Source organism: Prauserella sp. PE36 (assembly GCF_003311655.1).
GTDB lineage: Bacteria > Actinomycetota > Actinomycetes > Mycobacteriales > Pseudonocardiaceae > Prauserella_A > Prauserella_A endophytica.
Map to the genome: position 1 here is coordinate 16,811 of NZ_QEQT01000062.1, position 25,690 is coordinate 42,500.

Consider the following 25,690-nt stretch of genomic DNA (forward strand, 5'->3'; position numbering starts at 1 on the left):
ACGTGACCGGATGATCAACGTGCTCGTGGTGGAGGACGACCCCGTCGCCGCCGACGCACACCGGCAGTACGTCGAGCGCGTGGCCGGCTTCACGGTCGCCGGCGTGGTGCACTCCGGTAACGAGGCGGTGCGCTTCTGCGGGCGGCACCACGTCGACCTCGTGCTCCTCGACTTCTACCTGCCAGACACCCACGGCCTCGCCGTGTGCCAGGCGCTGCGGGCCGCGGGCACGCAGGTGGACGTCATCGCCGTCACCTCGGCGCGCGACCTCGCGGTGGTGCGGGCAGCGGTGTCGGCGGGCGTGGTGCAGTACCTGCTGAAGCCGTTCACCTTCGCGTCGCTGCGCGACAAGCTGGAGCGCTACGCCCGGTTCCGCGAGCACATCGCCAAGCCGGGCGAGGTCAGCGGCCAGGCCGACGTCGACCGGATGCTCGCGACCCTGCGCACGCCCGACCACGGCTCGCTGCCGAAGGGCATGAGCGGGGCCACCCTCGACGCGATCAGCGCTGTGCTCGCCGAGACGGGTGACGGCCTTTCGGCGGCCGCGGTCGCCACGGCGACGGGGGTATCCAGGGTGACGGCGCGGCGGTACCTGGAGTACCTCGCCGACAACGGCCTCGCCGAGCGCAAGCCCCACTACGGCAGCGTCGGCCGGCCAGAGGTCCGGTACTCGCCCGTCTCCTGAGCCGTCACGACACGAACACCATCAGCAGCGCGGCCACGGTGAAGGCCACGACCGACAGGATCGTCTCCAGCACCGTCCACGTCTTGAAGGTGTCCTGCACCGAGATCCCGAAGTAGCGCGAGACGATCCAGAACCCGCCGTCGTTGACGTGCGAGGCGATGATCGACCCGGCCGCGATGGCCACCACGAGCAGCGCCAGCTGGGGTTGCGAGTAGCCGAGCTGGGTCACGGTCGGCGCGATGATGCCGGTGGTGGTCACGATCGCGACCGTCGCCGAGCCCTGCGCGATGCGCATGCCGCAGCTGATCACGTAGGCGGCGAGGATCACGGGCAGCCCCGCCGAGTCGAGCGAGTTCGCCACCGCGTCGCCGATGCCCGTCTCCGCGAGCACCGTGCCGAAGAACGCGCCGGCGCCCACCACGAGCAGGATCATCGCCACCGGCCGCAGCGCGACGCTGGAGAGCTCGGCGAGGTCCTTCGCCGTCATGCCGCGCCGCGTGCCGAGCAGCCAGAACGCCAGCAGCACCGTGATCGTCAGCGCGACGGCGGGCGTGCCGACGAACGTGGCGACGCCGGAGAACCGGGAGCCCTCGGCGAGCAGGATGCTGCCGAACGTGCCGAGCAGGATCAGCACGAGCGGCACCGCGATGATCAGCGCGACCAGCCGCAGTGAGGGCGCGTCCTTCGCGGCGCCGGGGCCCTCCTGCCGCGACGCCGCCAGCATCTCCTCCGGCACGGGGACGTCGATGCGCTTGCCGATCCACGACGAGAACAGCACCCCGCCGAGGAACCACGCGGGCAGGCACGCGATGGCGCCCATGAGGATCACCCAGCCGAGGTCCACGCCCAGCAGCCCCGCCGCGGCGACGGGTCCGGGGTGCGGCGGCAGGAACGCGTGCGTCACCGACAGCCCCGCGAGCAGCGGCAGGCAGTACAGCAGGATCGAGCGCCCGCCCTGTTTCGCCGCGACGTAGACCAGCGGTGCCAGCACGAAGATGCCGATGTCGAAGAACACGGGGACGCCGAAGATCAGCCCGGAGACGCCCATCGCGAGCGGGGCGCGTTTCTCGCCGAACGCCCGCAGCAGCGCGGAGGTGAGGACCTGCGCCCCGCCCGACTTCTCCAGCACCGCGCCGAGCAGCGTGCCGAGCCCGATGATGGCCGCGATGTGCCCGAGCACGCCGCCGAAACCGGACTCGAGCAGCGAGTCCGAGGCGCCCTGTGCCGACCCGACGAGCGTGCCCACGGGCACGCCCGCCGCGAGCGCCGTCAGCAGGCCCACCACGATGAGCGCGATGAACGGCTCCAGCTTCACGCGGATGATCAGCACCAGTAGCACGGCGATCGACACCGCGGCCAGCGTCAGCAGGCCCGCGGTGGATTCCTGCAGCCAGTCGACGAATCCGGTCACGCGGTCCTCCCGGAGGAGCGCAGGGAGCCGCCCGCGAGGGCTCCGGTGGGACGGCCGTCGTCGATCGCGGCGACGCCGTTGACGAACACGTACGGGATGCCCTGGGCCTGTTGCCTCGGCTGGTCGAACGTCGCCGTGTCGGCGACGGTCTCCGGGTCGAACAGCACCAGGTCCGCGGCGTAGCCCTCGCGGACGAGCCCGCGGTCGGGCAGCCGCAGCCTCCTGGCGGCCCTGCCGGTCAGGTGGGCGACGCACTCCGCGAGCGAGAGCACCCCGAGCTCGCGCACGTACCGGCCGAGATAGCGCGGGAACGTGCCCCACGCCCTCGGGTGCGGGCGGTCGCCGACGAGCAGGCCGTCGCTGCCGCCGGTGTGCGTGCGGTGCCGCATGATCGCGCGGACGTTCTCCTCGTGCCCCACGTGCATCAGGCACGACGTGCCGAGCCGCTCGGAGCGCAGCACGTCGAAGTACAGGTCGCTGGGCGCGCGGCCCTGCGCCGTCGCCGAGGCGGCGACGCTGTGCCCGACGAGATGCGCGTTGGCCGGGGCGCGGACGCCGTTGATCTCGATGGCGTCCCAGTCGATCGGCACCCCGTGCGCGCCGTCGGAGCCGGTCTCCTCCATCTCGGCGCGGATCCGCTCGCGCGTGTCCGGATCGGACAGCCGCGCGAGCGTCGCGTCGAGGCCACCCTCCGCGGCCCAGCTCGGCAGCAGCGCGGAGAGGTACGTGGCGCCCGGCAGGTACGGATAGGTGTCGAGCGTGATGTCACAGCCGTCATCGAGCGCGTCGTCCAGCAATGACAGCAGCTCAGGGGCCCTGCCCTTGTTGACGGAGAAGTTCATCGTCGCGTGCGCCAGGTGCAGCGGGCAGCCCGAGCGGCGCGACACCTCCACCATCTCGCCGAACGCCTCCAGCGCGCCCGCGCCGTAGCTGCGGTGGTGCGGGCTGTAGTACCCGCCGTGCTCGGCGGTGACCTCGCACAGTGCCACGAGCTCGTCGGTGTCCGCGTACATGCCGGGCGTGTAGGTGAGCCCCGACGACAGGCCGAACGCGCCCTGCGCCATGCCCTCGGCGACGAGCCCCCGCATCGTGTCCAGTTCGGACTCGGTGGCCGGCCGGTCCTCGAAGCCGACGGCGAGCATCCGCACGGAGCCCTGTGGCACGAGATACGCGGCGTTCACCGCGATGCCCTCGTCGAGCCGGTCGAGGTACTCGCCGACGGAGCGCCAGTTCCAGTCGAAGCCGGGCGGGTCGTCGTTCCACCCGGCCAGCTGGGCGCGCAGCGCGGCGAGTGTCGAATCGTCGACGGGAGCGTAGGAGAGCCCGTCCTGCCCGAGCACCTCCGTGGTGACGCCCTGCGAGATCTTGGCGAGGTGTCCCGGCTCGGCGAGCACCTGGAGGTCGGAGTGCGCGTGCATGTCGATGAACCCGGGCGCCAGCACCAGCCCGGTGCCGTCGATCACGCGGGAACCGGTGAGCGACCCCGGCTCGCCGAGTGCGGCGACGCGGCCCTCGGCGATGCCGACGTCGCCCTCGTACGGTTCGCCGCCGGTGCCGTCGGCGATGCGCGCGCCACGAAGGACGGTGTCCATCTCGGCCTCCTAGAAGTAGGTGCGGACCAGGTCGACCACGGTCTCTCCGTCCTCGCCGACCACGGGGACTACCGGCCACTTGTCGAACACCGTGCAGGGATGCGAGAGCCCGAGCCCCACCCAGTCGCCGACCTCCAACGGTGAGCCCGGCGGCAGCGCCACGAACGCGTGCTGGTCGTTGAGCTTGGTCACCGTGTGGCCGGTCAGCTCCCGCAGGCCGCCGCCGCGCGGACGGTGCAGCTGTGGCTCGGGCAGGCCCTCGTCGAACGACGCGTCGCGTTTGCCGAGGGTCAGCAGGGCCAGATCCGGTTCGGGCCGGGACGTCACCTGCGCCCAGGCCCGGAGCGCCGGCCTGAAGGGTGTGCCCTCGACCCGTGGCGCGGCGCCGAGCGGCGACATCGTGCGGTAGAAGCCGTCGTCGTGGGTGAGGTAGGCGCCGCTGCGCAGGATGGGTAGCACGGAGAGGCCTGATCCCCAGCCGCTGGCGAGTCCTTCGGCCACGAGATCGAAGTAGGCGCTGCCGCCCGCCGTGACGATCAGCGGTTCGTCCTCGGTGGTGTAGCCGCCCTCGGCGAGCGAGGCGGTCAGCGCGCGCAGATCGTCCACATAGGACGTGATGCGGGCCAGCGCCTCCGCGCCGGTGTCGTGGGCGAGCGCGCCCTCGTAGCCACCCGCGCCGCGCAGCCGCAGCACCGGGCTGTCGCGCACCGCCGCGGCGACGGCGAGCGCGGTCTCCCGGTCGCGCACGCCGGTGCGCCCGCCGCTCGCGCCCAGCTCCACGAGCACGTCGACGGGCCGGGGGGTGCCGGCCAGCGCCTCGGTCATCAGCTCGACGCCGCGCACGGAATCGGCCCAGCAACAGAACTCGAACCCCGGGTCGCGGTCGAGCTCCGCGGCCAGCCAGCGCAGGGCGGCCGGGTCCACGAGCTGGTTGGCCAGCAGCACCCGCGAGACGCCGAACGCGCGGTAGACACGCAGCTGGCTGGCGTTGGCGGCGGTGATACCCCACGCGCCGTGCTCCAGCTGCCGGGCGAACAGCTGCGGCGCCATCGTGGTCTTGCCGTGCGGGGCGAGCGCGACGCCGTGCGTGGCGCACCAGTCCGCCATCGCGCGCATGTTGTGCTCCAGCGCCGCCGCGTCGAGCACCACGATCGGGCCGACGAACCCGTCGTCGAACAGCCTCGCACCGCTCGCGGCGGCCTCGGCGAGCGGGCGGCCCTCCCACGCCGAGGGCAGCGCTTTGAACCGCCAGCCGAGCGGCTCCTCGCCGAGGGCGCGCAGTGCGGAGGTGTCCAGCGTCGCAGGCTCATGTTGCATAATGTGCAATGCTGATTGCGTAGAACGCATTCGAAAGATGTAGCATCGCTCCCGCAGCGGGGTCAACGGCCGGATTCGGAGGGGACACGTGGTCGAGGTGCTGTGCGTCGGCGAGGCGATGGCGGTGTTCGTGCCCGCCGAGCCGGGGCCCGCCCACGAGGTGCGCACGTGGCGCCGGACCGTCGGCGGCGCCGAGTCCAACGTGGCCCGCGCGCTGGCCGCGCTGGGTGTGCCGAGCGCCTTCGCGGGAGCGGTCGGCGACGACGCCTTCGGCAGGGCGCTACTCGCGGAGCTCGCCGCCGAGGGGGTCGACGTCAGCCGCGTCCGCACCGATCCCGCGCGCCGGACCGGCCTCTACGTCAAGGAGAACGGCGACTCCGGCACCGTCATGCGCTACTACCGCGCGGGCTCGGCCGCGTCCGCGATGGGTCCCGAATTGCTGTCCACAGTGGACCTTTCCGTCGTGCGGCTGGTGCATCTCTCCGGCATCACCCCGGCCCTCTCACCCGCCTGCCACGAGCTCGTCCGCGCGCTTCTCGAAGCGCCGCGCGGAAACCGCCTGGTGTCGTTCGACGTCAACTGGCGGCCGACGCTGTGGGCGGGCCGCGATCCCGGCGAGGTCGCCGGCCTCGCCGCGCTCGCCGACCTCGTGCTGACCGGCGAGGACGAGGCCGAGCAGGTGTGGGGGACCGGTGAGCCCGCGCGCCTGCGCGCGCTGCTGCCCGAGCCGGCCACGGTGGTGGTCAAGCACGGCGAGCGCGGCGCCACGCTGCTGGAACGCGGGCGGGCGCCGGTGTTCGAGCCCGCTCTCGCCGTCGACGTGGTGGAGCCCGTCGGTGCCGGCGACGCCTTCGCGGCGGGCTTCCTCGCGGCCACACTCCGCGGCGAGGATGCCCGCACCCGTCTGCGCGCCGGGCACCTCCAGGCCGCAGCGACCCTGCTGACCAGGGACGACGTGAGCACGCCGCTGCCCCCCGACGTCGTGGCCACGCTGCTGCGCGCCGCCGAGCCGGAGTGGGCGGCGGCGCGGCTGACCGTCGGGGAGGTGCGCGGATGAGCCAGAGCCTCGACCGCGCGCTCACGCTCGTCGCCGCCCTGGCCGGCGAGCCGAAGACGCTCGACCAGCTCGCAGCGGAGATCGGTGTGCACAAGTCCACCGTCCTGCGGCTGCTGCGCACGCTCGAGTCGCACCATTTCGTGCACCGCGAGGGCGCGCGGCACTACCGGCTCGGCAGCGCGCTGTTCGACCTCGCCAACCGGTCGCTCGAACAGCGCGACGTGCGGCGCGGCGCCGAACCCGCACTGGCCGCGCTCAACGAGCGCACCGGCCACACCGTGCACCTCGCGAGCTTCGAGGACGGCGAGGTCGTCTACATCGACAAGTTCGAGGGACACCACGCGGTGCGCATGTACTCGCGCGTCGGCAAGCGCGCGCCGCTGCACTGCACGGCTGTCGGCAAAGTGCTGGCCGCCGCGCTGCCCCCGGCCCGGCGCGACGAGCTCGCCCGCTCGCTCGGCTACCCGGCGCTCACGGCGAACACCATCACCGACGCCGACTCCTACCTCGCCGAGCTGGAGCGCGTGGCCGAACGTGGGTACGCCCTCGACGCCACCGAGCACGAGGACTTCATCCACTGCATCGCGGCACCGGTGCGCGGAGCCCGCGGCGAGGTGCTCGCCGCGCTGTCGCTGTCCGTGCCCACGGTGCTGCTCGACATCGACGGCCTGCTGGCACTGGTCCCCGACCTGCTGGCGGCCGCGGAGGAAGCGTCCATCCGATGTGGATGGTCGAGGAACGAACAGGGAGGAACCAGCCGATGACGAACGGTGCGATCAGCACGGATGCCGCCCCCAAGCCCGTCGCCGCGTACTCGCAGGCGAAGCGCAAGGGCAACATCCTGCAGCTCGCGGGTCAGGTGGGCATCGACCCGGCCACCGGGACGGTCGTGCCCGGCGGCGTCGCCGAGCAGACCCGGCAGGTGTTCGCCAACCTCGAGGCTGTGCTCGCCGAGGCGGGCGCGAGCATGACCGACGTCGTGATGATGCGCGTCTACCTCACCGACACCGCGCACTTCGCCGAGCTGAACGAGACGTACAACGCGCTCATCCCCGAGCCGTACCCCGCCCGCACGACCGTGTACGTGGGCCTGCCCGAGGGCCTGCTCGTGGAGATCGACGCGCTGGCCGTGCTCGACGGGTAGTTCAGTAAACCGGGCCGGTGTACTTCTCGCCCGGACCCTGGCCAGGTGCGTCCGGCACCGCGGAGGCCTCCCGGAACGCCTTCTGGAGGGACTGCAGGCCGTCGCGCAGCGGCGCGGCGTGCAGGCCGAGGTACTCGCCGGAGGCGGTGACCAGCCCGGCCAGGGCGGTGATCAGCCTCCGGGCCTCGTCGAGGTCGCGGTGCGGGCTCGTTTCGGGGTCGGGGTCGGCGAGACCGAGCCGTTCGGCGGCGGCGGAGAGCAGCATGACGGCGGCCCTGCTGATGACCTCGACGCTCGGGATGTCCCGGAGCTCGCGGTCCTCCGGGGAATTTTCGGGCTGCTGAGAAGCGTTGTCCACCACGTCTGGTACCCTTCCACGAGCGACCAGCCTCCGAGCGATCGGGGGCCGCAAGTGGAGCCCCGCTCCCACCCGAGTCGCCGCCAGCACGACGAGGCGGCCGGGTCCGGTCCCGCGGCGTACGAGCGGTTCATCCGTGTCGGCGCAGGCGGAACGCCTGGTACGACCAGGCACCGATCGGATCGAGGGCCCCGCACACCAGTACGAAGAGTACGTGTGACCGGGGCCCGTGGTATGTGGGCACCAGGGTCGAAACGAGAACAGCGACATTTGGACCAAGGAGGCCCCATCAGCTCCGAGACGCGCATCAACGAGCGCATCCGTGTTCCCGAGGTTCGCCTCGTGGGACCGAACGGTGAGCAGGTCGGCATCGTCCGCATCGAGGACGCGCTGCGGCTCGCCCAGGAGGCCGACCTCGACCTCGTCGAGGTGGCCCCGCAGGCACGGCCGCCAGTGGCCAAGCTCATGGACTTCGGCAAGTTCAAGTACGAGAGCGCGCAGAAGGCCCGCGAGTCCCGCCGGAACCAGCAGCTGACCGTCATCAAGGAACAGAAGCTGCGTCCCAAGATCGACCAGCACGACTACGAGACGAAGAAGGGCCACGTGTCCCGCTTCCTCGCGGCCGGCAACAAGGTCAAGGTGACGATCATGTTCCGCGGACGGGAGCAGTCGCGGCCCGAGCTGGGATTCCGGCTCCTGCAGAAGCTCGCCGACGATGTCGCCGAGCTGGGCTTCGTGGAGTCGTCGCCGAAGCAGGACGGCCGCAACATGATCATGGTGCTGGCGCCGCACAAGAACGCTAAGGCAAAGTCGAAGGCGGCCAAGGAGACCGAGTCCGCCGAGTCGTGACGGCCAGCGTCGGCCGAGAGCACGCACAGCAGCACACCGGTTCTCGGTGTGCTGCCGTCTGAAAGAGGAAAGAATGCCGAAGAACAAGACTCACAGCGGGATGTCGAAGCGTGTCCGGGTCACGGGCACCGGCAAGATCCGCCGCCAGAAGGCGGGCCGTCGCCACCTGATGGAGAAGAAGTCCAGCCGGGTCACGCGCCGTCTCGAGGGCACCACGGAGGTCGCCGCCGCCGACGTCAAGCGCATCAAGAAGCTGCTCGGTCGCTGACCTCCCGACGAACCCGCCGTAACCACCGGGGCGCCCGGGCGCGCCCCCTGAACGACAGGATGGACCCGTGGCACGCGTCAAGCGGGCGGTGAACGCCCAGAAGAAGCGTCGCGCAACTCTCGAACTGGCCAGCGGCTACCGCGGTCAGCGTTCGCGGCTGTACCGCAAGGCCAAGGAGCAGACGCTCCACTCGCTCAACTACGCCTACCGGGACCGTCGTGCCCGCAAGGGCGACTTCCGGCAGCTGTGGATCACCCGCATCAACGCCGCCGCCAGGCAGAACGGCATCACCTACAACCGGTTCATCCAGGGCCTCAAGGCCGCCGGTGTCGAGGTCGACCGCAAGATCCTGGCCGAGCTCGCCGTCAACGACGCCGCTGCGTTCGCCTCGCTCGCCGAGCTCGCGAAGCAGAACGTCAACACCGAAGAGAAGAAGTCGGCCTGATCGCCGGTGACGACCGACCCGGGGAGGTCACGGTGTTCACGCACCGGACGCCCCGGGTCGTTGCCGCTCGGCGCCTGACGACCCGGTCCGGCCGCGAAGAGGCGGGCCGCTTCCTCGCCGAGGGCGCACAGTCCGTTCGCGAGGCGCTGCGGTACGGGCGGGTGCACGAGCTGTTCGCCACGGAGGCCGCCGCGGCCAGGCACCCGGACCTGCTCGAACAGGCACCCCGGGTGTCGCCGATCAACCAGCGGGCGGCCGAGCTGCTGTCGGAGACCGTGTCGCCGCAGGGCCTCGTGGCCGTGTGCGACACCGTCACCGTCGGAGTGGACATCGCGCTGGCCGGGACGCCACGCCTGGTCGCCGTGCTGGTCGGCATCGCCGACCCCGGCAACGCGGGCACCGTGCTCCGCGCCGCGGACGCGGCGGGCGCCGACGCGGTGATCTTCGCGGGCGACGCGGTGGACGTGCACAACGGCAAGTGCGTCCGCGCCTCCACCGGCAGCCTCTTCCACCTCCCCGTCGCCAGGGACCGCGACGTCGCCGCAGTGTTGGCCGCGTGCTCACGGGCGGGGCTGCGCACCGTCGCCGCGCACGGCTACGCGGACCACGACCTGCGCTCGGCGCCTGGCCTGGCCGCGCCGACGGCGTGGCTGTTCGGCAACGAGGCGCACGGGCTGCCCGAGGACGTGCTGGCCTCGGCCGACGCCGTCGTGAAGGTGCCGATCTACGGCAAGGCCGAGAGCCTCAACCTGGCCACCGCGGCCGCCGTCTGTCTCTACGCGAGCGCGTTGCGGAACGAGCCCTGACCGAGGGTGACCGCCGGGCAGCCAACCCGGATCACCTAGAATCTTCACGTCCTTCTGCCCACGTTCGCTCGCGCCTGCGTGGTGCTTCCAGAACCGTCTGCGGACGCCGAGGAGCCATGTCCGAAGCCTTCGACAAGCAAGAGTCCCCGCAGGTGGACCCGCTCGCCTCCGAGAAGCTCGAGGCCGCCGTCAAGGCGGCCGAGGAGGAGTTCGCCGCCGCCGCGGACCTGGACGCGCTGGCCGGGGTGAAGCCGGCCCACCTGGGCGACCAGGCGCCGCTGTCGCTCGCCCGCCGCGAGATCGGTTCGCTGCCCAAGGAGCGGAAAGCCGAGGCAGGCAAGCGGGTGAACGAGGCCAGGCAGACCGTCCAGGCCGCCTACGACGCCCGCCTCGCCGCGCTGCAGGCCGAGCGGGACGAGCGCGTGCTGCGGGACGAAGCCGTCGACGTCACCCTGCCGTGGGACCGGGTGCCCCGGGGTGCCCGGCACCCGATCACCACGATCGCCGAGCGCGTCGCGGACGTCTTCGTCGGCATGGGCTACGAGGTCGCCGAAGGCCCAGAGCTCGAGGCCGAGTGGTTCAACTTCGACGCGCTGAACTTCGGCAAGGACCACCCAGCGCGGCAGCTGCAGGACACGTTCTACGTCGGCGACGACGACTCGAACCTCGTGCTGCGCACGCACACCTCGCCCGTGCAGGCGAGGGCGCTGCTGCACCGCGACCTGCCGGTCTACATCGTCTGCCCCGGCCGGACGTTCCGCACCGACGAGCTCGATTCCACGCACACTCCCGTCTTCCATCAGGTCGAGGGGCTAGCCGTGGACAAGGGCATCACGATGGCGCACCTCAAGGGCACGCTCGACGCGTTCGCGAGGGCGATCTTCGGTGAGGAGTCCGGCACGCGGTTCCGCCCGCACTTCTTCCCGTTCACGGAGCCCTCGGCCGAGGTGGACGTGTGGTTCCCGGAGAAGAAGGGCGGCGCGGGCTGGGTCGAGTGGGGCGGCTGCGGCATGGTCAACCCCAACGTGCTGCGTGCCTGTGGCGTCGATCCGGAGGTGTACTCGGGCTTCGCGTTCGGGATGGGCCTCGAGCGGACGCTGCAGTTCCGCAACGGCATCCCCGACATGCGCGACATGGTGGAGGGCGACGTGCGGTTCACCCTTCCCTTCGGGACGGAGGCGTGAATGGCTGACAATCGCGAAGCCGGTCATGCGCGCCGACCGGGTGCCGGTGTCCCGCAAGAAGGAGTGGCGTAGTGCGAGTCCCCGTCAGCTGGCTGAAGGAGCACCTCGAGCTCAGCGACGACGTGACCACCGAGGCGCTGGTCGACGCGTTCGTGCGCATCGGCATCGAGGTCGAGGGCGTCGAGCCGCTCGGCACGGTCACCGGTCCGCTCGTGATCGGCCGCGTGGTCGAGATCGAGGAGCTCACCGAGTTCAAGAAGCCCATCCGGTACTGCCGGGTGGAGGTCGGTGACGCAGACCTGGACGAGGCGGACGACGACGCCGACTCCGACGACGACACCGCTGAGGCCGCCGCCGGCGAGGACGCCGAGGAGGTCGACCCGACCCGCCCGCGCACCAACGGGATCATCTGCGGAGCCAGCAACTTCGCCGAGGGCGATCTCGTGGTGGTCGCGCTCCCGGGTGCCGTGCTGCCCGGCGACTTCACGATCTCGGCACGCAAGACCTACGGCCGCGTCAGCGAGGGCATGATCTGCTCGGCCAGGGAGCTGGGCCTCGGCGAGGACCACACCGGCATTCTCGTGCTGCCCTCGGGCACCGCGAGCCCCGGCGACGACGCCCGCGAGGTGCTCGACCTCGACGACACCGTCCTGGAACTGGCTCCGACGCCGGACCGCGGCTACGCGCTGTCGATCCGCGGACTGTCCCGCGAGCTGGCCTGCGCGCTCGACGTGCCGCTCGGTGACCCCGCCAAGATCGAGGTGCCCGAGGCCGAGGGCGAGGCCTGGCCCGTGCACATCGAGGATCCGGAGGGCTGCCGCCGTTTCGTGCTGCGCCGCGTGACGGGTCTCGACGCCGGCGCCCCGACGCCGTGGTGGATGCGGCGCAGGCTGCTGCTGTCCGGCATGCGCTCCATCTCACTGGCCGTCGACGTCACCAACTACGTGATGCTCGAGCTGGGCCACCCGCTGCACGCGTTCGACACCGGCTCCATCAAGGGCGACCTGGTGGTGCGCAGGGCCCGGCAGGGCGAGAAGCTCGTCACGCTGGACGACGCCGAGCGCGCGCTGGACCCCGATGACGTGGTGATCGCCGACGACAGCGGCGTCATCTCGCTGGCGGGCACCATGGGCGGCGCGAGCACCGAGATCAGCACGGACAGCACCGACGTGCTGCTCGAGGCCGCGCACTGGGACCCGCCGTCGATCAGCCGCACCGCGCGCAGGCACAGGCTCTTCTCCGAGGCGGCGAAGCGGTTCGAGCGCTTCACCGACCCGCAGCTGTGCGCGGTCGCCGTGGAGCGCGCCGCCCGGCTGCTGCGCCAGTACGGCGAGGGCAGCATCCGGCCCGGCCGCACCGACGTGGGCGAGGTCCCGCCGACGCCGGCCATCACGATGCCGATCAACCTGCCCGACCGGGTCGCCGGCGTGCGCTACGAGCGCGGCGTGACCGTCAGCCGCCTCACGCAGATCGGCTGCAAGGTGGCCGTCGGCACCGGCGACGACGGCACCGCGCTCGTCACGGCCGTGCCGCCGAGCTGGCGCGGCGACCTGGCGCAGCCCACCGACCTCGTGGAGGAGGTGCTGCGGCTCGAGGGCTACGACAGCATCCCGTCCACGCTGCCGCCCGCACCCGCGGGCCGTGGCCTCACCGAGACGCAGCGGCGCCGTCGAACGGTGTCCCGTGCGCTCGCCGAGGCAGGCTATGTCGAGGTGCTGCCCTTCCCCTTCGTCCCGGCCTCGGTCTGGGACGCGTTCGGGCTGCCCGCCGACGACGCTCGCAGGCGCGGCCTGACCGTTCGCAACCCGCTCGAGGCGGACAAGAACCAGCTGGCGACCTCCCTTCTGCCCGGTCTGCTGGAGACGCTGCAGCGCAACATCTCCCGCGGGTTCCGTGACCTCGCGCTCTTCCACATCGGCCAGGTGGTGCTGCCCGGCGAGGGCCGCGCGGCCGCGCCCGACCCCGGCGTCGCGGCTCGCCCGAGCGACGAGGACCTGGCCGCGCTGGAGCGGGCCGTGCCCGACCAGCCCCAGCACGTCGCCGTGGTGCTCACCGGCCAGCGCCGCCGCTCCGGCTGGTGGGGCGACGGCGAGACCGCGAACTGGGCCGACGCCGTGCAGGCCGCCCGCACCATCGCCGAGGCGGGCGGTGTCGAGCTGCACACCGAGGCCGCCGACCTGCCGCCGTGGCACCCGGGCCGCTGCGCCCGCCTCCTGGTCGGCGACGTCGCGGTCGGCCACGCCGGTGAGCTGCACCCCAAGGTCGTCGAGGCGCTCGGCCTGCCCAAGCGCACCGTGGCCATGGAGCTCGACCTCGACGCCGTGCCGCTGCGGGACTCACGGCCCGCGCCGTCGATCTCGCCGTTCCCGCCCGTGCTGCTGGACGTGGCGCTGGTGACCGACGCCGAGGTGCCGTCCGCCGACCTGGCCGCCTCGCTGCGCGAGGGCGCGGGCGAGCTGATCGAGGACGTCACCCTGTTCGACACCTACACGGGCGAGCAGGTGGGCGAGGGCAAGCGCTCGCTGGCGTACAAGCTGCGCTTCCGCGCACCCGACCGGACCCTCACCGTCGAGGAGGCGACGCAGGCCCGCGATGCCGCCGTCGCCGCCGCGGCGGAGCGGTTCGGCGCCGTCCTCCGCGGCTGAGTGGGCACGGCGGCTGACGCCGCCCCCCGTGGTTGACGCCGTGCCTGCGGTTGAGGCCGCGCCCGTGGTTGGTGCCGTGCCTGCGGCCGACGCCGCGCCTGCGGTTGACGCCGCGCTCGTGGTTGGTGCCGTGCCTGCGGCTGACGCCGCGCCTGCGGCTGACGCCGCGCCTGCGGCTGACGCCGCGCCTGCGGCTGACGCCGCGCCCGCGCTTGAGGCCGCGCCCGCGCTTGAGGCCGCGCCCGCGTAGAGGCGGTCGCCGGGGCTCGTGCCGCTACGCGGTGGTGCTCAGATGCTTGAGTGCCTCCTTCCGCGAGAGTGGGGACAGCCCCGGATGGTCGGCGACGAACGCGCGGACCCAGTCCGCGTCGGTGCGGGCGTACTGGCGGAGCGCCCACCCGATGCCCTTGCGCAGGAAGAAGTCCGGGTCACCCACGTTTGCCTCCGCGCAGTACGCGAGCAGGTCCGGGTCGGTGGCCTCCTTGGACCCCACCTGGCAGATCACCGCGATGCGGCGCTTCCACCGGTCGCCGTCGTGGGCCCACGCGCGCATCAGCGGTGACACCGTCGCCGGGTCGGCCCGCAGGATGGGACCGACGCGGCGGATCGCGATCTCGTCCACGTAGTCCCACCACGCCCCGGTGACGATCAGGTGCTCGTACAGCGGCAGCCGCTCCGGCGTCTGCCAGCGGGCGTAGGCGCGGTGCCCCGTGAGGTCGATGGCCAGGTACCGCTCCTCCCGGTGTGCCGCCTCGTCCCACAGCTGCCGGACCACCGACTCCCACACCGGCACGTCGGGCAGTGGATGCTCCGCGAACAGCCTGCGCCCGAGGATCTCCCTGGCGGGCTTGGGCACCCCACGGAACGGCAGCTCCGACTTCATGTACCGCCGCATGTCGGGAGCCTTGGCAGGGTCGGCCAGCTCGGCTAGCCCGTCCCGCACGGCTCGTACCAACGGATGCGTCATCGTCAGCCCGCCTCTCCCACCGGCTTCGGTCCGCGTGCCCGGTCATCTTGCCCCCACCTGTCGTTGTCGTTGATCTCCTGCGACCGTAGGACCGGGCACCGACAAGAACGGCCCCTCTGCCGCGAACCGGCGCGAACGGAGCCGTCACCGCGGGCTCACGGGAACCCGTTTGATTGATATTGCGTCATCATGCATAATCATTCGCATGACGGTGAAGGTTGCGGTGGCCGGTGCCACCGGATACGCGGGCGGGGAGCTCCTCCGCCTGCTGCTCGCCCACCCGGACATCGAGATCGGCGCACTGACCGCCGCGAGCAGTGCGGGCACGCCGCTGCGGGGGCATCAGCCGCACCTGGTGCCGCTCGCGGACCGGGTCGTCGCTGAGACGACCCCCGAGAAGCTCGCCGGCCACGACGTGGTCTTCCTCGCGCTGCCGCACGGGCACTCCGCCCAGCTCGCGGCCCAACTCGGTCCGGACGTGCTCGTGGTGGACCTCGGCGCCGACCACCGCCTCACCGAGGCGGCCGACTGGCAGCGCTGGTACGGCGGAGACCACGCGGGCACGTGGCCCTACGGCCTGCCCGAGCTGCCCGGCGCCCGCGAGAAGCTCCAGGGAGCCAAGCGCGTCGCCGTCCCCGGGTGCTTCCCGACCGGCGGCACGCTCGCCCTTGTGCCCGCGTTCGCGGAGGGGCTCGTCAAGCCCGAGGTCACGGTCGTCGCCGTCACCGGCACGTCCGGCGCTGGCAAGAGCCTCAAGCCGCACCTGCTCGGCTCCGAGGTGATGGGCTCGGCCAGCGCCTACGGTGTCGGCGGCGCCCACCGGCACACCCCGGAGTTCGCCCAGAACCTCGGCCTCGTCGCGGGTGAGCGCGTGACCGTGTCGTTCACGCCGGTGCTCGCGCCCATGCCGCGCGGCATCCTCACCACCGCGAGCGCCCCGCTCACGGCCGACACCGACCTCGCCGCCGTCAGGGCCGCCTACGAGAAGGCGTACGACGCCGAGCCGTTCGTGCAGCTGCTGCCCGAGGGAAGCTGGCCCACCACCGCGGCGACGGTCGGCTCCAACAACGTCCAGCTGCAGGTGGCCGTCGACGCCGACGCGGGCCGCCTCGTCGTGGTTGCCGCCATAGACAACCTCACCAAGGGCACCGCGGGCGGTGCCGTCCAGTCCATGAACATCGCGCTCGGGCTGCCCGAGACCACGGGACTTCCGGCCGTAGGAGTCGCGCCATGACGATCACCTCCCCCCAGGGCTTCCGTGCCGCCGGGGTCACCGCGGGCCTCAAGGCCAGCGGCAAGCCCGACGTCGCCCTCGTCGTCAACGACGGACCCTCCGACGTCGCCGCCGCCGTGTTCACCACCAACCGCTGCAAGGCCAACCCGGTGCTCTGGAGCGAGCAGGTGATGCAGGGCCGCAAGGCCAGGGCTGTCGTCCTCAACTCAGGCGGAGCCAACTGCTACACCGGCCCCGAAGGCTTCCAGAACACGCACGCCTCGGCGGAGCTGGTGGCCGACAAGCTCGGCATCGGCGCGATCGACGTCGTCGTGTGCTCCACCGGCCTCATCGGCGAGCAGCTGCAGGCCGACAAGCTCATGGCCGGCATCACCGAGGCCGCAGCCGGGCTCTCCGCGACGGGAGGACCCGCCGCGGCCGAGGCGATCATGACCACCGACACCCGCAGCAAGGAGGCCCTGCGCGAGGGCGGCGGCTGGAGCATCGGCGGCATGGCGAAGGGCGCAGGCATGCTCGCGCCCGCGCTCGCGACGATGCTCGTGGTCGTCACCACCGACGCGCAGGTGGAGGCCGACACAGCCGACCGCGCGCTGCGAGCCGCCACGCGGGTGACCTTCGACCGGCTCGACTCCGACGGCTGCATGTCCACCAACGACACCGTGCTGCTCATGTGCAGTGGCGCCTCCGGGGCGTCGCCGGACGAGGCCGAGTTCACCGCACGGCTCACCGAGGTCTGCCACGACCTCGCCCAGCAGCTGCTCGGCGACGCCGAGGGCGCCGATCACGACATCGCCATCGAGGTCGTCAACGCCGCGACCGAGGACGACGCCGTCGAGGTGGGCCGCGCCATCGCGCGCAGCAACCTCTTCAAGACCGCCGTCTTCGGCAAGGACCCGAACTGGGGCCGCATCCTCGCCTCCGTCGGCACCACCAGCGCGGCCTTCGAGCCCGACGCGCTCGACGTGGCGTTCAACGGCGTGTGGATCTGCAAGGACGGCCAGCCGGGCGAGCCCCGCGACAAGGTCGACCTGACCGGGCGCGAGGTGAGCGTGGTCGTCGACCTCAAGGCGGGCACCGAGAAGGCGACGATCTGGACCAACGACCTGACGCACGCGTACGTGCACGAGAACTCGGCGTACTCGACATGACGGGCGGCAACAGCGCGGAATCACTGGTCCCCGCCGACGAGCGGCTGGCGACGGCGGCCGAGAAGGCCGGCGTGCTGATCGAGGCGCTGCCGTGGCTGCAGCGGTTCCACGGCGCGACCGTGGTGATCAAGTACGGCGGCAACGCCATGATCGACGACGACCTCAAGCGGGCGTTCGCGCAGGACATGGTGTTCCTGCGCATCGCCGGGCTGCGGCCGGTGGTCGTGCACGGCGGTGGCCCGCAGATCACCGCGATGCTCGGCAGGCTGGGTATCGAGGGCGAGTTCAAGGGCGGCCTGCGCGTCACCACCCCCGAGACGATGGACGTGGTCCGGATGGTGCTGGTGGGCCAGGTCAGCCGCGAGCTGGTGGGCCTCATCAACGCGCACGGGCCGTACGCGGTCGGCATCTCCGGCGAGGACGGCAGGTTGTTCACCGCCGAGCGCAAGCACGCAACGGTCGACGGCGAGCAGGTGGACGTCGGGCTCGTTGGCGAGGTCGCGAGCGTCAACCCGGACGCCGTGCTCGACATCGTGAACGCGGGCCGCATCCCGGTGGTGTCCACCGTGGCGCCGGACGTCGACGGCGTGGTGCACAACGTCAACGCCGACACGGCCGCGGGTGCGCTCGCGGCGGCGCTCGGCGCGGAGAAGCTCGTGGTGCTCACCGACGTCGAGGGCCTCTACGCCAACTGGCCCGACCGCTCGTCGCTGATCGACCGCATCGAGGCCGACCGGCTCAAGGAAATGCTGCCGAGCCTCGCGAGCGGGATGATCCCGAAGATGGAGGCGTGCCTGCGGGCGATCAACGGCGGTGTCCGCAGGGCGCACGTGATCGACGGGCGGATCGCGCACTCGGTACTGCTCGAAGTTTTCACGTCGCGGGGCATCGGCACGATGGTCCTGCCGCAGGAGACAGGGGGAGCGTAGTGTCCAACCAGGACAAGCAGCAGCGGTGGCAGGCCGCGATGATGAACAACTACGGCACCCCGCAACTGTCGCTGGAGCGCGGTGAGGGCGCCGTGGTGTGGGACGCCGACGGCAACCGCTACCTCGACCTGCTCACCGGCATCGCCGTGAACGCGCTCGGCCACGCGCACCCCGCGGTGGTGGAGGCCGTGACGCGGCAGATCTCCACGATCGGTCACACATCCAATCTCTACATCAACGAGCCCGCGCTCAAGCTGGCCGAGCGGCTGCTCGATCTGTCCGGTGTGGACGGTGACGGCCGGGTGCTGTTCTGCAACTCCGGGGCGGAGGCGGTCGAGGCCGCGCTCAAACTGACCCGGCGCACCGGCCGTACGAAGGTGATCGCCACCGAGGGCGGCTTCCACGGCCGGACGATGGGCGCGTTGTCGCTCACCGGCCAGCCTGGCAAGCGCACGCCGTTCGAGCCGCTGGTGCCGGGCGTCGAGCACATTCCCTTCGGTGACGTCGCCGCGCTGGAGGCCGCCGTCGACGGTGAGACCGCCGCGTTCGTCGTCGAGCCCGTCCAGGGGGAGAACGGCGTTGTCGTCCCTCCGGAGGGCTACCTGCAGGTCGCCCGTGCGATCACGGCGAAGCACGGCGCGCTGCTGGTGGTGGACGAGGTGCAGACGGGCATCGGCAGGCTGGGCAGCTGGTTCGCGTTCCACCGGGCCGGCATCGTCCCGGACGTCATCACGCTGGCGAAGGGCCTCGGCGGCGGCCTGCCGCTGGGCGCGTGCATCGCCGTCGGGCAGGCCGCGTCGCTGTTCGAGCCGGGCCAGCACGGCACGACGTTCGGCGGCAACCCGGTGTGCTGCGCTGCCGGGCTCGCGGTGCTGGACACGATCGCCGCCGACGGGCTGCTCGAACACGCATCCGGCCTCGGCAAGGAGATCGCGGCCGGCGTCGAGAAGCTCGGCCATCCGCTGATCGGCGGGGTCCGGGGCTCGGGCCTGCTGATCGGTATCCTGCTGCGCGAGCAGGTGTCGGCCAAGGTCGCCGCCGCGGCGCAGCGGGCGGGCCTGCTGATCAACCCGATCCAGCCCGACGTCATCCGGCTCGCCCCACCACTGATCTTCAGCAACGAGCAGGCCGACGAGTTCCTGGCCGCGCTGCCCGGCGCGCTCGACTCCACCACCACGAAGGACACCGACTGACATGCCTCGCCACTTCCTCCGCGACGACGACCTGAGCCCCGAGGAACAGCTCCAGGTTCTCGACCTCGCCGACGAGCTGAAGAAGCAGCCCTACCGGGACACTCTGGCGGGCCCGAAGGCCGTCGCCGTGATCTTCGAGAAGAACTCGACGCGGACCCGGTTCTCGTTCGAGGTCGGCATCGCGCAGCTCGGCGGGCACCCGGTGGTGGTCGACGGGCGGAGCATGCAGCTCGGCCGCGAGGAGACCATCGAGGACACCGCGCGGGTGCTGTCGCGCTACGTCGACGTGGTGGTGTGGCGCACGTTCGCGCAGGCCCGCATCGACTCCTTCGCGTCGGTGGCGAGCGTGCCGGTGGTCAACGCGCTCACCGACGAGTTCCACCCGTGCCAGATCCTCGCCGACCTGCAGACGATCCGGGAGCGCAAGGGCACCCTCGCCGGGCTGACCCTGACCTACCTCGGTGACGCGGCCAACAACATGGCCCACTCGCTGCTGCTCGGCGGTGTCACGGCGGGGCTGCACGTGCGGGTCGCGGCGCCGGAGGGCTTCCATCCGGCGCCGTGGGTGCTCGACGCGGTGGCCAAGCGGGCGGCGGAGACGGGCGGCAGCGCGAAGGTGTTCACCGACCCGCACGCCGCGGTGGACGGCGCCGACGTGGTGACCACGGACGCGTGGACGTCGATGGGCCAGGAGAACGACGGGAAGGACCGGGTGCTGCCGTTCCGGCCGTACCAGGTCAACGCCGAGCTACTGGCCCGTACCGGCGAGGACACGATCGTGTTGCACGACCTGCCCGCTCACCGGGGCTGGGAGATCACCGACGAGGTGCTCGACGGCCCGGCGAGCGCGGTGTGGGACGAGGCGGAGAACCGCCTGCACGCGCAGAAGGCGCTGCTCGTCTGGCTGCTCGACCAGGTGGACCGACGATGAGTCGAGCGGCGCGCCAGGCCAGGATCACCGAGCTGGTGTCCACGATGGCCATCCGCAGCCAGACAGAGCTCGCGAAACTGCTGGCCGCCGAGGGCATCGAGGTCACGCAGGCTACCTTGTCCAGGGACCTCGACGAGCTGGGTGCGGTGAAGCTGAGGGGTGCGGACTCCGGTGCGCCGGTGTACGTGATACCCGAGGACGGCAGCCCGGTGCGGGGCGTGCAGGGCGGTACGTCCCGGTTGTCGCGGCTGCTGGCCGAGCTGATGGTCTCGGTGGACGCCTCGGGCAACCTCATGGTGCTGCGGACCCCGCCGGGGGCCGCGCAGTTCCTGGCCAGCGCGATCGACAGGGCGGCGTTGGAGGAGGTCGTCGGCTCGATCGCGGGCGACGACACGGTGGCGGTGATCGCCAGGGAACCGCTGTCGGGCAAGGACCTGGCAGGCCGCTTCGCCGCGATGGCGCAGCGATCGTCTACTTCGGACGTAAACGGTAGTGAGGAGAACAACCATGACTGACCGGGTGGTGCTCGCGTACTCGGGCGGGCTCGACACCTCGGTGGCGATCGGCTGGATCGCCGAGGAGACCGGCGCCGAGGTGGTGGCGGTGGCCGTCGACCTCGGCCAGGGCGGCGAGGACCTCGAGACCATTCGCAAGCGGGCGCTGGACTGCGGCGCCGTCGAGGCCGTCGTCGCCGACGCGCGCGACGAGTTCGCCGACCAGTACTGCCTGCCCGCGCTGCAGGCCAACGCGCTGTACATGGACCGGTACCCGCTGGTGTCGGCGTTGTCGCGGCCGGTGATCGTCAAGCACCTCGCCGAGGCCGCCAAGTACCACGGCGCCACCACCGTCGCGCACGGCTGCACCGGCAAGGGCAACGACCAGGTGCGATTCGAGGTCGGCATCGGCGCGCTCGCGCCGGACCTCGACGTGCTCGCCCCGGTGCGGGACTTCGCGTGGACGCGGGAGAAGGCGATCGCCTACGCCGAGGAGCGCGACCTGCCCATCGACGTCACCAAGAAGTCGCCGTTCTCGATCGACCAGAACGTGTGGGGCCGCGCGGTGGAGACGGGCATCCTCGAGGACCTGTGGAACGCGCCGCCGAAGGAGGTCTACTCCTACACCCAGGACCCGACGGTCCACTTCCAGGCGCCCGACGAGCTGGTGATCACGTTCGACAAGGGCGTGCCGGTGGCCATCGACGGCAAGCCGGTCACGATGCTCGAGGCCATCAAGGAGCTCAACACCCGCGCTGGCGCGCACGGCATCGGCAGGCTCGACATGGTCGAGGACCGGCTGGTGGGCATCAAGAGCCGCGAGGTGTACGAGGCGCCGGGCGCGATCGCGCTGATCACCGCGCACCAGGAGCTGGAGAACGTCACCGTCGAGCGCGACCTGGCCCGGTTCAAGCGGCAGGTCGAGCAGCGCTGGGGCGAGCTGGTGTACGACGGCCTGTGGTTCTCGCCGCTGAAGGACGCGCTGGACGGCTTCGTCGCGAAGACGCAGGAGCACGTGACCGGTGAGATCCGCATGGTGCTGCACGGCGGCACCGCGACCGTGACCGGCCGGCGCAGCGACGAGTCGCTGTACGACTTCAACCTGGCGACCTACGACGAGGGCGACACCTTCGACCAGTCGCTGGCGAAGGGTTTCGTGCAGCTGTGGGGCCTGCCCAGCAAGATCGCGGCGAAGCGCCAGCAGAGCAAGAACTGACCGTTTCCGACAGAGAGTGACAGCGTGACCGAGAAGGACAGCGGACAGCCGGTGGCCCTGTGGGGCGGGCGGTTCGCGAGCGGCCCTGCCGAAGCGATGGCGGCGCTCTCCGCCTCGACCCACTTCGACTGGCGACTGGCGCCCTACGACATCGCCGGCTCCCGGGCGCACGCCCGCGTGCTGCACCGGGCGGGGCTGCTCACCGGCGACGAGCTGGAAGCGATGCTCGCCGCGCTCGGCACGCTGGCCGACGACGTCGCGTCCGGCGCGTTCACGCCGACCATCGCGGACGAGGACGTGCACACGGCCCTCGAACGCGGTCTGCTGGAACGCGCCGGCGCGGAGCTCGGCGGCAAGCTGCGCGCCGGCCGTTCGCGCAACGACCAGGTGGCCACGCTGTTCCGGATGTGGCTGCGGGACGCGGCACGCCGCGTGGTCACGGGCACGCTCGACGTCGTCGACGCGCTGGTCGCGCAGGCGGACCGGTACCCGGACGCGGTCCTGCCGGGCCGTACGCACCTGCAGCACGCGCAGCCCGTTCTGCTGGCGCACCACCTGCTGGCCCACGCGCAGTCGCTGCTGCGCGATGTCGGCAGGCTGCGTGACTGGGACGTCCGCGCCGCGGAGTCGCCGTACGGCTCCGGCGCGCTGGCGGGCTCCTCGCTCGGTCTCGACCCCGACGCCGTGGCCGAGGAGCTGGGTTTCACCACGTCGGTGGAGAACTCGATCGACGGCACCGCCTCGCGCGACTTCGCCGCCGAGTTCGCGTTCGCGGTGGCGATGCTCTCGGTGAACCTCTCGCGGATCGCCGAGGAGGTCATCATCTGGAACACGGCCGAGTTCGGCTACGTCACGCTCGACGACGCGTGGGCCACGGGCAGCTCGATCATGCCGCAGAAGAAGAACCCGGACGTCGCGGAGTTGACGAGGGGCAAGTCGGGCAGGCTGATCGGCAACCTCACCGGGCTGCTCGCGACGCTCAAGGCGCAACCGCTCGCCTACAACCGGGACCTGCAGGAGGACAAGGAGCCGGTCTTCGACTCCGTCGAGCAGCTCGAGCTGCTGTTCCCCGCGATCGCCGGGATGCTCGGCACGCTCACCTTCCACACCGAGCGCCTGGCCGAGCTGGCACCGGCCGGGTTCACGCTCGCCACTGACATCGCCGAGTGGCTCGTGCGGCAGGGCGTGCCGTTCCGCGACGCGCACGAGGCGGCGGGCGAGTGTGTGCGGGTCGCGGAGGGCCGTGACGCCGGACTCGACGAGCTGACCGACGACGAGCTGGCGAAGATCCATCCGGCTCTCACGCCGAGTGTGCGCGAGGTCCTTACCGTCGAGGGCTCCGTGGCCTCGCGGGACGCCCGTGGCGGCACGGCGCCGGCGCGGGTCGCCGAGCAGCGCGACCGGCTCGTCGCGCGGCTGGCCGGGCACCGGGCGTGGGCGACAGGGTGATCGACCACCTCGGCGGGCTCCTAGAGTGGTGGTTGGCCTTTCCGACCGACACTGCTGGGGGAGTCGTGCCGTTCCCGACCCGTGGGCCCGTGCCGCGATGAGGCGTCAGCTCACGCGCGACGAGCTCGCCATCGATCCCGTCGACCTCGCCCGGCGGCTGCTGGGCTGCGTGCTGGAGTCGCGTGGCGAGCAGGGCACCGTGCGGGTGCGGCTGGCCGAGGTCGAGGCATACCGCGGGCTCGACGACCCGGCCTCGCACTGCTATCGGGGCCGCACGCCGCGCAACGACGTGATGTGGGGTCCGGCGGGGCACCTGTACGTGTACTTCGTCTACGGCATGCACTTCTGCGCCAACATCGTCGGGCTCACCGACGGACAGCCGGGTGCGGTGCTGCTGCGGGCCGGAGAAGTGCTGGAGGGCACCGAGCTGGCCAAGGCGCGCCGCCCGACCGCGAGGGGCAACGGGGCCGTCGCGAAAGGCCCCGCTGTGCTCACGTCCGTGCTCGGTGTCGACCGGGCCCACAACGGTATCGACCTCACCGATCCGGAGGCGTCCGTGCGCCTGCTCGACGGTCCGCGCGTGCCACCGGAGCGGATCCGCACCGGCCCCCGGGTGGGGGTGGCCGCGGCGATGGGCATCCCCTGGCGGTTCTGGATCGACGGGTCGCCCGCGGTCAGCACCTACCGGCGGGGCGGCCGGGTTCGTGCCCGGGCTGAGGGGTGAACCGGGGCGTGGGGGAAAATCCGGTGCGTGAGTGAGCACATTCTTGACGAGCTGGCCTGGCGAGGGCTGATCACGCAGTCCACCGACCTCGGCGCGCTGCGGCGCGATCTCGACGCGGGTCCGCTGGCGGTCTATATCGGGTTCGACCCGACCGCCCCGAGCCTGCACGCCGGCCACCTCGTGCAGATGCTGGTGCTGCGGCGTTTCCAGAACGCCGGGCACCGGCCGGTGCTGCTCGCGGGCGGGGGCACCGGGCTGATCGGCGACCCCCGCGATGTCGGTGAGCGCACGCTGAACTCCGAGGAGACGGTCCGGGAGTGGGCCGAGCGGCTGCGCGGGCAGCTCGCGAAGTTCGTGGACTTCGGCCACGCGGACCTGCCGCCCATCGAGGTCAACAACCTCGACTGGCTCGGCGCGATGTCGGTGCCCGTGTTCCTGCGTGACGTCGGCAAGCACTTCTCCGTCAACACGATGCTGGCGCGCGAGACCGTCAAGCGCAGGCTCGAGGGCGACGGGATCTCCTACACGGAGTTCAGCTACATGCTGCTGCAGGCGACCGACTACCGGGAGCTGTACGAGCGGCACGGGGTCAAACTGCAGATCGGCGGATCCGACCAGTGGGGCAACATCGTCGCGGGGGTCGACCTGGTGCGACGGGTGCACGGCGCGCAGGTGCACGCGGTGACCACTCCGCTGGTGACCGACTCCGAGGGGCGCAAGCTGGGGAAGTCCACCGGCGGCGGCAACGTCTGGCTGGATCCGGAGATGACCACTCCGTACGCCTGGTACCAGTACTTCCTCAACCTGCCCGACGCGAGCGTCGTGGAGTACCTCAAGCTGCTGACGTTCCTGAGCAGGGACGAGATCGCGGAGCTGGAGACGGCCACCGCTGATCGTCCGGCGGCTCGCCTCGCCCAGCGCAGGCTGGCGCAGGAGCTGACGGACCTCGTGCACGGCGAGGAGCAGACGCGTCAGGTGATCGCGGCGAGCCAGGCTCTCTTCGGCAGGGGCGAGCTCGGCGAGCTGGACGAGCCGACGCTCAACGCCGCGCTGGCCGAGGTCCCCACCGGGGAGGTCAAGCTCGCGGAAGAGCCGACGATCGTCGACCTGCTCGTGGCGGGCGGCCTGGTGGACAGCAAGGGCGCCGCGCGCCGCACGGTGAAGGAGGGCGGCGCGTACGTGAACAACACCAAGATCACCGCCGAGGACTGGCGGCCCGGTGGGTCGGACGCGTTGCACGGGCGCTGGCTCGTGGTGCGCCGGGGCAAGCGGAACCTCGCCGGCGTGCGCGTCCTGCGCTGAGCCGGGCCAGCGGGGTCCCTGAGCTGCGAATACGCGGTTAAGGGACCCCCCTGTTCGAGGGGTGTTTCGGGGGGTGTAATCTTTTCTTCGTTGCCGGGGAGACCGGGCCGGTGGGAGACCACAGGGCGCGGGTTACCAGGCCGGGGAATACGAACCAAGCTCCCGCTGTTGTGGTAGAGTGGGTGTTCCTCGATCGGAGCGACAAGCCCCCAAGATGAACCGCAAGGTTTACGGTGGGGTTTGTTTATGCTCCGGATAGCTGGAAATACAACATCGTGTTGTTTGAGAACTCAACAGTGTGTTTGTGAGCTTGTAGTCTTTGATAGTTTTGCCCCTTTTTTG

The 25,690-nt window shown here is 71.6% G+C and carries 25 protein-coding genes; 20 read left to right on the forward strand and 5 right to left on the reverse strand.

From position 1 onward, the window contains the following. Positions 1-10 precede the first annotated feature (10 nt). The gene (locus DI005_RS15480) at positions 11-685 is read left to right on the forward strand and encodes a response regulator (RefSeq protein ID WP_112272153.1); all 675 of its coding nucleotides are present in this window, start codon (positions 11-13) and stop codon (positions 683-685) included. Between the two features lie 4 nt (positions 686-689). On the opposite strand, the gene DI005_RS15485 is transcribed toward DI005_RS15480, so the two are convergent. From DI005_RS15485 to DI005_RS15495, 3 genes are read right to left on the reverse strand one after another with little or no spacing between them, the layout of a single operon-like run. Then, entirely contained in the window at positions 690-2,096 is a 1,407-nt protein-coding gene (locus tag DI005_RS15485) for a GntP family permease (RefSeq protein WP_113642617.1), read from the reverse strand. After that, positions 2,093-3,688: an amidohydrolase family protein gene (locus tag DI005_RS15490; RefSeq protein WP_113642619.1), complete on the reverse strand. Its 1,596-nt coding sequence runs from the start codon at positions 3,686-3,688 to the stop codon at positions 2,093-2,095. Before DI005_RS15490 ends, DI005_RS15485 begins: the two co-directional genes overlap by 4 nt. Before the next feature lie 9 nt (positions 3,689-3,697). Continuing rightward, positions 3,698-5,005 (reverse strand): amino acid deaminase, encoded by a 1,308-nt coding sequence (locus DI005_RS15495; protein WP_113642621.1) that lies wholly within the window; start codon positions 5,003-5,005, stop codon positions 3,698-3,700. A gap of 88 nt (positions 5,006-5,093) precedes the next feature. Between DI005_RS15495 and DI005_RS15500 the strand changes: the two genes are divergently transcribed. The 3 genes from DI005_RS15500 to DI005_RS15510 are packed head-to-tail and all read left to right on the forward strand — an operon-like array spanning position 5,094 to position 7,206. Beyond that, positions 5,094-6,062, forward strand: a complete 969-nt coding sequence (locus tag DI005_RS15500) for a sugar kinase (protein ID WP_255565703.1) — start codon at positions 5,094-5,096, stop codon at positions 6,060-6,062. Beyond that, positions 6,059-6,826 (forward strand): IclR family transcriptional regulator, encoded by a 768-nt coding sequence (locus DI005_RS15505; RefSeq protein ID WP_113642623.1) that lies wholly within the window; start codon positions 6,059-6,061, stop codon positions 6,824-6,826. The genes DI005_RS15500 and DI005_RS15505 overlap by 4 nt, the downstream gene beginning before the upstream one ends. Continuing rightward, positions 6,823-7,206: a RidA family protein gene (locus DI005_RS15510; RefSeq protein ID WP_112272144.1), complete on the forward strand. Its 384-nt coding sequence runs from the start codon at positions 6,823-6,825 to the stop codon at positions 7,204-7,206. Before DI005_RS15505 ends, DI005_RS15510 begins: the two co-directional genes overlap by 4 nt. 1 nt (position 7,207) lies before the next feature. On the opposite strand, the gene DI005_RS15515 is transcribed toward DI005_RS15510, so the two are convergent. After that, a complete protein-coding gene (locus tag DI005_RS15515; protein WP_112272142.1) occupies positions 7,208-7,567 on the reverse strand; it encodes a DUF1844 domain-containing protein in 360 nt (119 codons plus the stop codon). Positions 7,568-7,798: 231 nt separating this feature from the next. Here DI005_RS15515 and infC point away from each other — a divergent pair, with 231 nt between their 5' ends. The 6 genes from infC to pheT all read left to right on the forward strand — a co-directional run bounded on the left by infC (position 7,799) and on the right by pheT (position 13,761). Next, on the forward strand, positions 7,799-8,413 hold the full coding sequence (gene infC, locus DI005_RS15520) for a translation initiation factor IF-3 (protein WP_112272140.1): 615 nt from the start codon (positions 7,799-7,801) through the stop codon (positions 8,411-8,413). Positions 8,414-8,486: 73 nt separating this feature from the next. Continuing rightward, positions 8,487-8,681, forward strand: a complete 195-nt coding sequence (rpmI, locus tag DI005_RS15525; protein ID WP_110339744.1) for a 50S ribosomal protein L35 — start codon at positions 8,487-8,489, stop codon at positions 8,679-8,681. Between the two features lie 67 nt (positions 8,682-8,748). Beyond that, positions 8,749-9,126, forward strand: coding sequence for a 50S ribosomal protein L20 (rplT, locus tag DI005_RS15530; RefSeq protein ID WP_110339742.1), 378 nt, complete (start codon positions 8,749-8,751; stop codon positions 9,124-9,126). Between the two features lie 32 nt (positions 9,127-9,158). Beyond that, complete coding sequence (locus tag DI005_RS15535; RefSeq protein WP_199542819.1) at positions 9,159-9,932, forward strand: RNA methyltransferase; 774 nt, start codon at positions 9,159-9,161, stop codon at positions 9,930-9,932. A gap of 116 nt (positions 9,933-10,048) precedes the next feature. Beyond that, a complete protein-coding gene (pheS, locus tag DI005_RS15540) occupies positions 10,049-11,116 on the forward strand; it encodes a phenylalanine--tRNA ligase subunit alpha (RefSeq protein WP_113642625.1) in 1,068 nt (355 codons plus the stop codon). A 71-nt stretch (positions 11,117-11,187) separates the two neighbouring features. Further along, positions 11,188-13,761: a phenylalanine--tRNA ligase subunit beta gene (gene pheT / locus DI005_RS15545; RefSeq protein ID WP_113642627.1), complete on the forward strand. Its 2,574-nt coding sequence runs from the start codon at positions 11,188-11,190 to the stop codon at positions 13,759-13,761. Positions 13,762-14,035: 274 nt separating this feature from the next. Here pheT and DI005_RS15555 read toward each other — a convergent pair whose 3' ends face one another. Beyond that, entirely contained in the window at positions 14,036-14,728 is a 693-nt protein-coding gene (locus tag DI005_RS15555; protein WP_113642628.1) for a DNA alkylation repair protein, read from the reverse strand. 205 nt (positions 14,729-14,933) lie between these two features. On the opposite strand from DI005_RS15555, the gene argC reads away from it, so the two are divergent. The 10 genes from argC (at position 14,934) to tyrS (ending at position 25,348) form a co-directional block, all read left to right on the forward strand. Next, positions 14,934-15,962, forward strand: a complete 1,029-nt coding sequence (argC, locus tag DI005_RS15560; protein ID WP_113642630.1) for an N-acetyl-gamma-glutamyl-phosphate reductase — start codon at positions 14,934-14,936, stop codon at positions 15,960-15,962. Continuing rightward, positions 15,959-17,110: a bifunctional glutamate N-acetyltransferase/amino-acid acetyltransferase ArgJ gene (gene argJ / locus DI005_RS15565; protein ID WP_113642631.1), complete on the forward strand. Its 1,152-nt coding sequence runs from the start codon at positions 15,959-15,961 to the stop codon at positions 17,108-17,110. The genes argC and argJ overlap by 4 nt, the downstream gene beginning before the upstream one ends. Next, positions 17,107-18,039 (forward strand): acetylglutamate kinase, encoded by a 933-nt coding sequence (argB, locus tag DI005_RS15570; RefSeq protein WP_112272133.1) that lies wholly within the window; start codon positions 17,107-17,109, stop codon positions 18,037-18,039. The genes argJ and argB overlap by 4 nt, the downstream gene beginning before the upstream one ends. Next, positions 18,039-19,232, forward strand: coding sequence for an acetylornithine transaminase (locus DI005_RS15575; RefSeq protein WP_113642632.1), 1,194 nt, complete (start codon positions 18,039-18,041; stop codon positions 19,230-19,232). The genes argB and DI005_RS15575 overlap by 1 nt, the downstream gene beginning before the upstream one ends. A gap of 1 nt (position 19,233) precedes the next feature. After that, a complete protein-coding gene (gene argF, locus DI005_RS15580) occupies positions 19,234-20,163 on the forward strand; it encodes an ornithine carbamoyltransferase (RefSeq protein ID WP_112272129.1) in 930 nt (309 codons plus the stop codon). Next, the gene (locus DI005_RS15585; protein WP_110339725.1) at positions 20,160-20,678 is read left to right on the forward strand and encodes an arginine repressor; all 519 of its coding nucleotides are present in this window, start codon (positions 20,160-20,162) and stop codon (positions 20,676-20,678) included. The genes argF and DI005_RS15585 overlap by 4 nt, the downstream gene beginning before the upstream one ends. Further along, the gene (locus DI005_RS15590; RefSeq protein ID WP_112272127.1) at positions 20,671-21,873 is read left to right on the forward strand and encodes an argininosuccinate synthase; all 1,203 of its coding nucleotides are present in this window, start codon (positions 20,671-20,673) and stop codon (positions 21,871-21,873) included. Before DI005_RS15585 ends, DI005_RS15590 begins: the two co-directional genes overlap by 8 nt. Before the next feature lie 51 nt (positions 21,874-21,924). Next, complete coding sequence (argH, locus tag DI005_RS15595) at positions 21,925-23,322, forward strand: argininosuccinate lyase (RefSeq protein WP_199542825.1); 1,398 nt, start codon at positions 21,925-21,927, stop codon at positions 23,320-23,322. A 97-nt stretch (positions 23,323-23,419) separates the two neighbouring features. Next, entirely contained in the window at positions 23,420-24,046 is a 627-nt protein-coding gene (locus DI005_RS15600; RefSeq protein ID WP_113642634.1) for a DNA-3-methyladenine glycosylase, read from the forward strand. Positions 24,047-24,073: 27 nt separating this feature from the next. Continuing rightward, positions 24,074-25,348, forward strand: coding sequence for a tyrosine--tRNA ligase (gene tyrS, locus DI005_RS15605; RefSeq protein WP_113642635.1), 1,275 nt, complete (start codon positions 24,074-24,076; stop codon positions 25,346-25,348). The last annotated feature ends 342 nt before the right edge of the window (positions 25,349-25,690 follow it).

Excerpts from the sequence above, each read along its gene's own strand:
- DI005_RS15480 (WP_112272153.1), top strand. The coding sequence starts at position 11 with ATGATCAACGTGCTCGTGGTGGAGGACGACCCCGTCGCCGCCGACGCA.
- DI005_RS15490 (WP_113642619.1), bottom strand. The coding sequence starts at position 3,688 with ATGGACACCGTCCTTCGTGGCGCGCGCATCGCCGACGGCACCGGCGGC.
- DI005_RS15495 (WP_113642621.1), bottom strand. The coding sequence starts at position 5,005 with ATGCAACATGAGCCTGCGACGCTGGACACCTCCGCACTGCGCGCCCTC.
- DI005_RS15505 (WP_113642623.1), top strand. The coding sequence starts at position 6,059 with ATGAGCCAGAGCCTCGACCGCGCGCTCACGCTCGTCGCCGCCCTGGCC.
- DI005_RS15510 (WP_112272144.1), top strand. The coding sequence starts at position 6,823 with ATGACGAACGGTGCGATCAGCACGGATGCCGCCCCCAAGCCCGTCGCC.
- infC (WP_112272140.1), top strand. The coding sequence starts at position 7,799 with ATGTGGGCACCAGGGTCGAAACGAGAACAGCGACATTTGGACCAAGGA.
- rpmI (WP_110339744.1), top strand. The coding sequence starts at position 8,487 with ATGCCGAAGAACAAGACTCACAGCGGGATGTCGAAGCGTGTCCGGGTC.
- pheS (WP_113642625.1), top strand. The coding sequence starts at position 10,049 with ATGTCCGAAGCCTTCGACAAGCAAGAGTCCCCGCAGGTGGACCCGCTC.
- DI005_RS15555 (WP_113642628.1), bottom strand. The coding sequence starts at position 14,728 with ATGACGCATCCGTTGGTACGAGCCGTGCGGGACGGGCTAGCCGAGCTG.
- argC (WP_113642630.1), top strand. The coding sequence starts at position 14,934 with ATGACGGTGAAGGTTGCGGTGGCCGGTGCCACCGGATACGCGGGCGGG.
- argJ (WP_113642631.1), top strand. The coding sequence starts at position 15,959 with ATGACGATCACCTCCCCCCAGGGCTTCCGTGCCGCCGGGGTCACCGCG.
- argB (WP_112272133.1), top strand. The coding sequence starts at position 17,107 with ATGACGGGCGGCAACAGCGCGGAATCACTGGTCCCCGCCGACGAGCGG.
- argF (WP_112272129.1), top strand. The coding sequence starts at position 19,234 with ATGCCTCGCCACTTCCTCCGCGACGACGACCTGAGCCCCGAGGAACAG.
- DI005_RS15585 (WP_110339725.1), top strand. The coding sequence starts at position 20,160 with ATGAGTCGAGCGGCGCGCCAGGCCAGGATCACCGAGCTGGTGTCCACG.
- DI005_RS15590 (WP_112272127.1), top strand. The coding sequence starts at position 20,671 with ATGACTGACCGGGTGGTGCTCGCGTACTCGGGCGGGCTCGACACCTCG.
- DI005_RS15600 (WP_113642634.1), top strand. The coding sequence starts at position 23,420 with ATGAGGCGTCAGCTCACGCGCGACGAGCTCGCCATCGATCCCGTCGAC.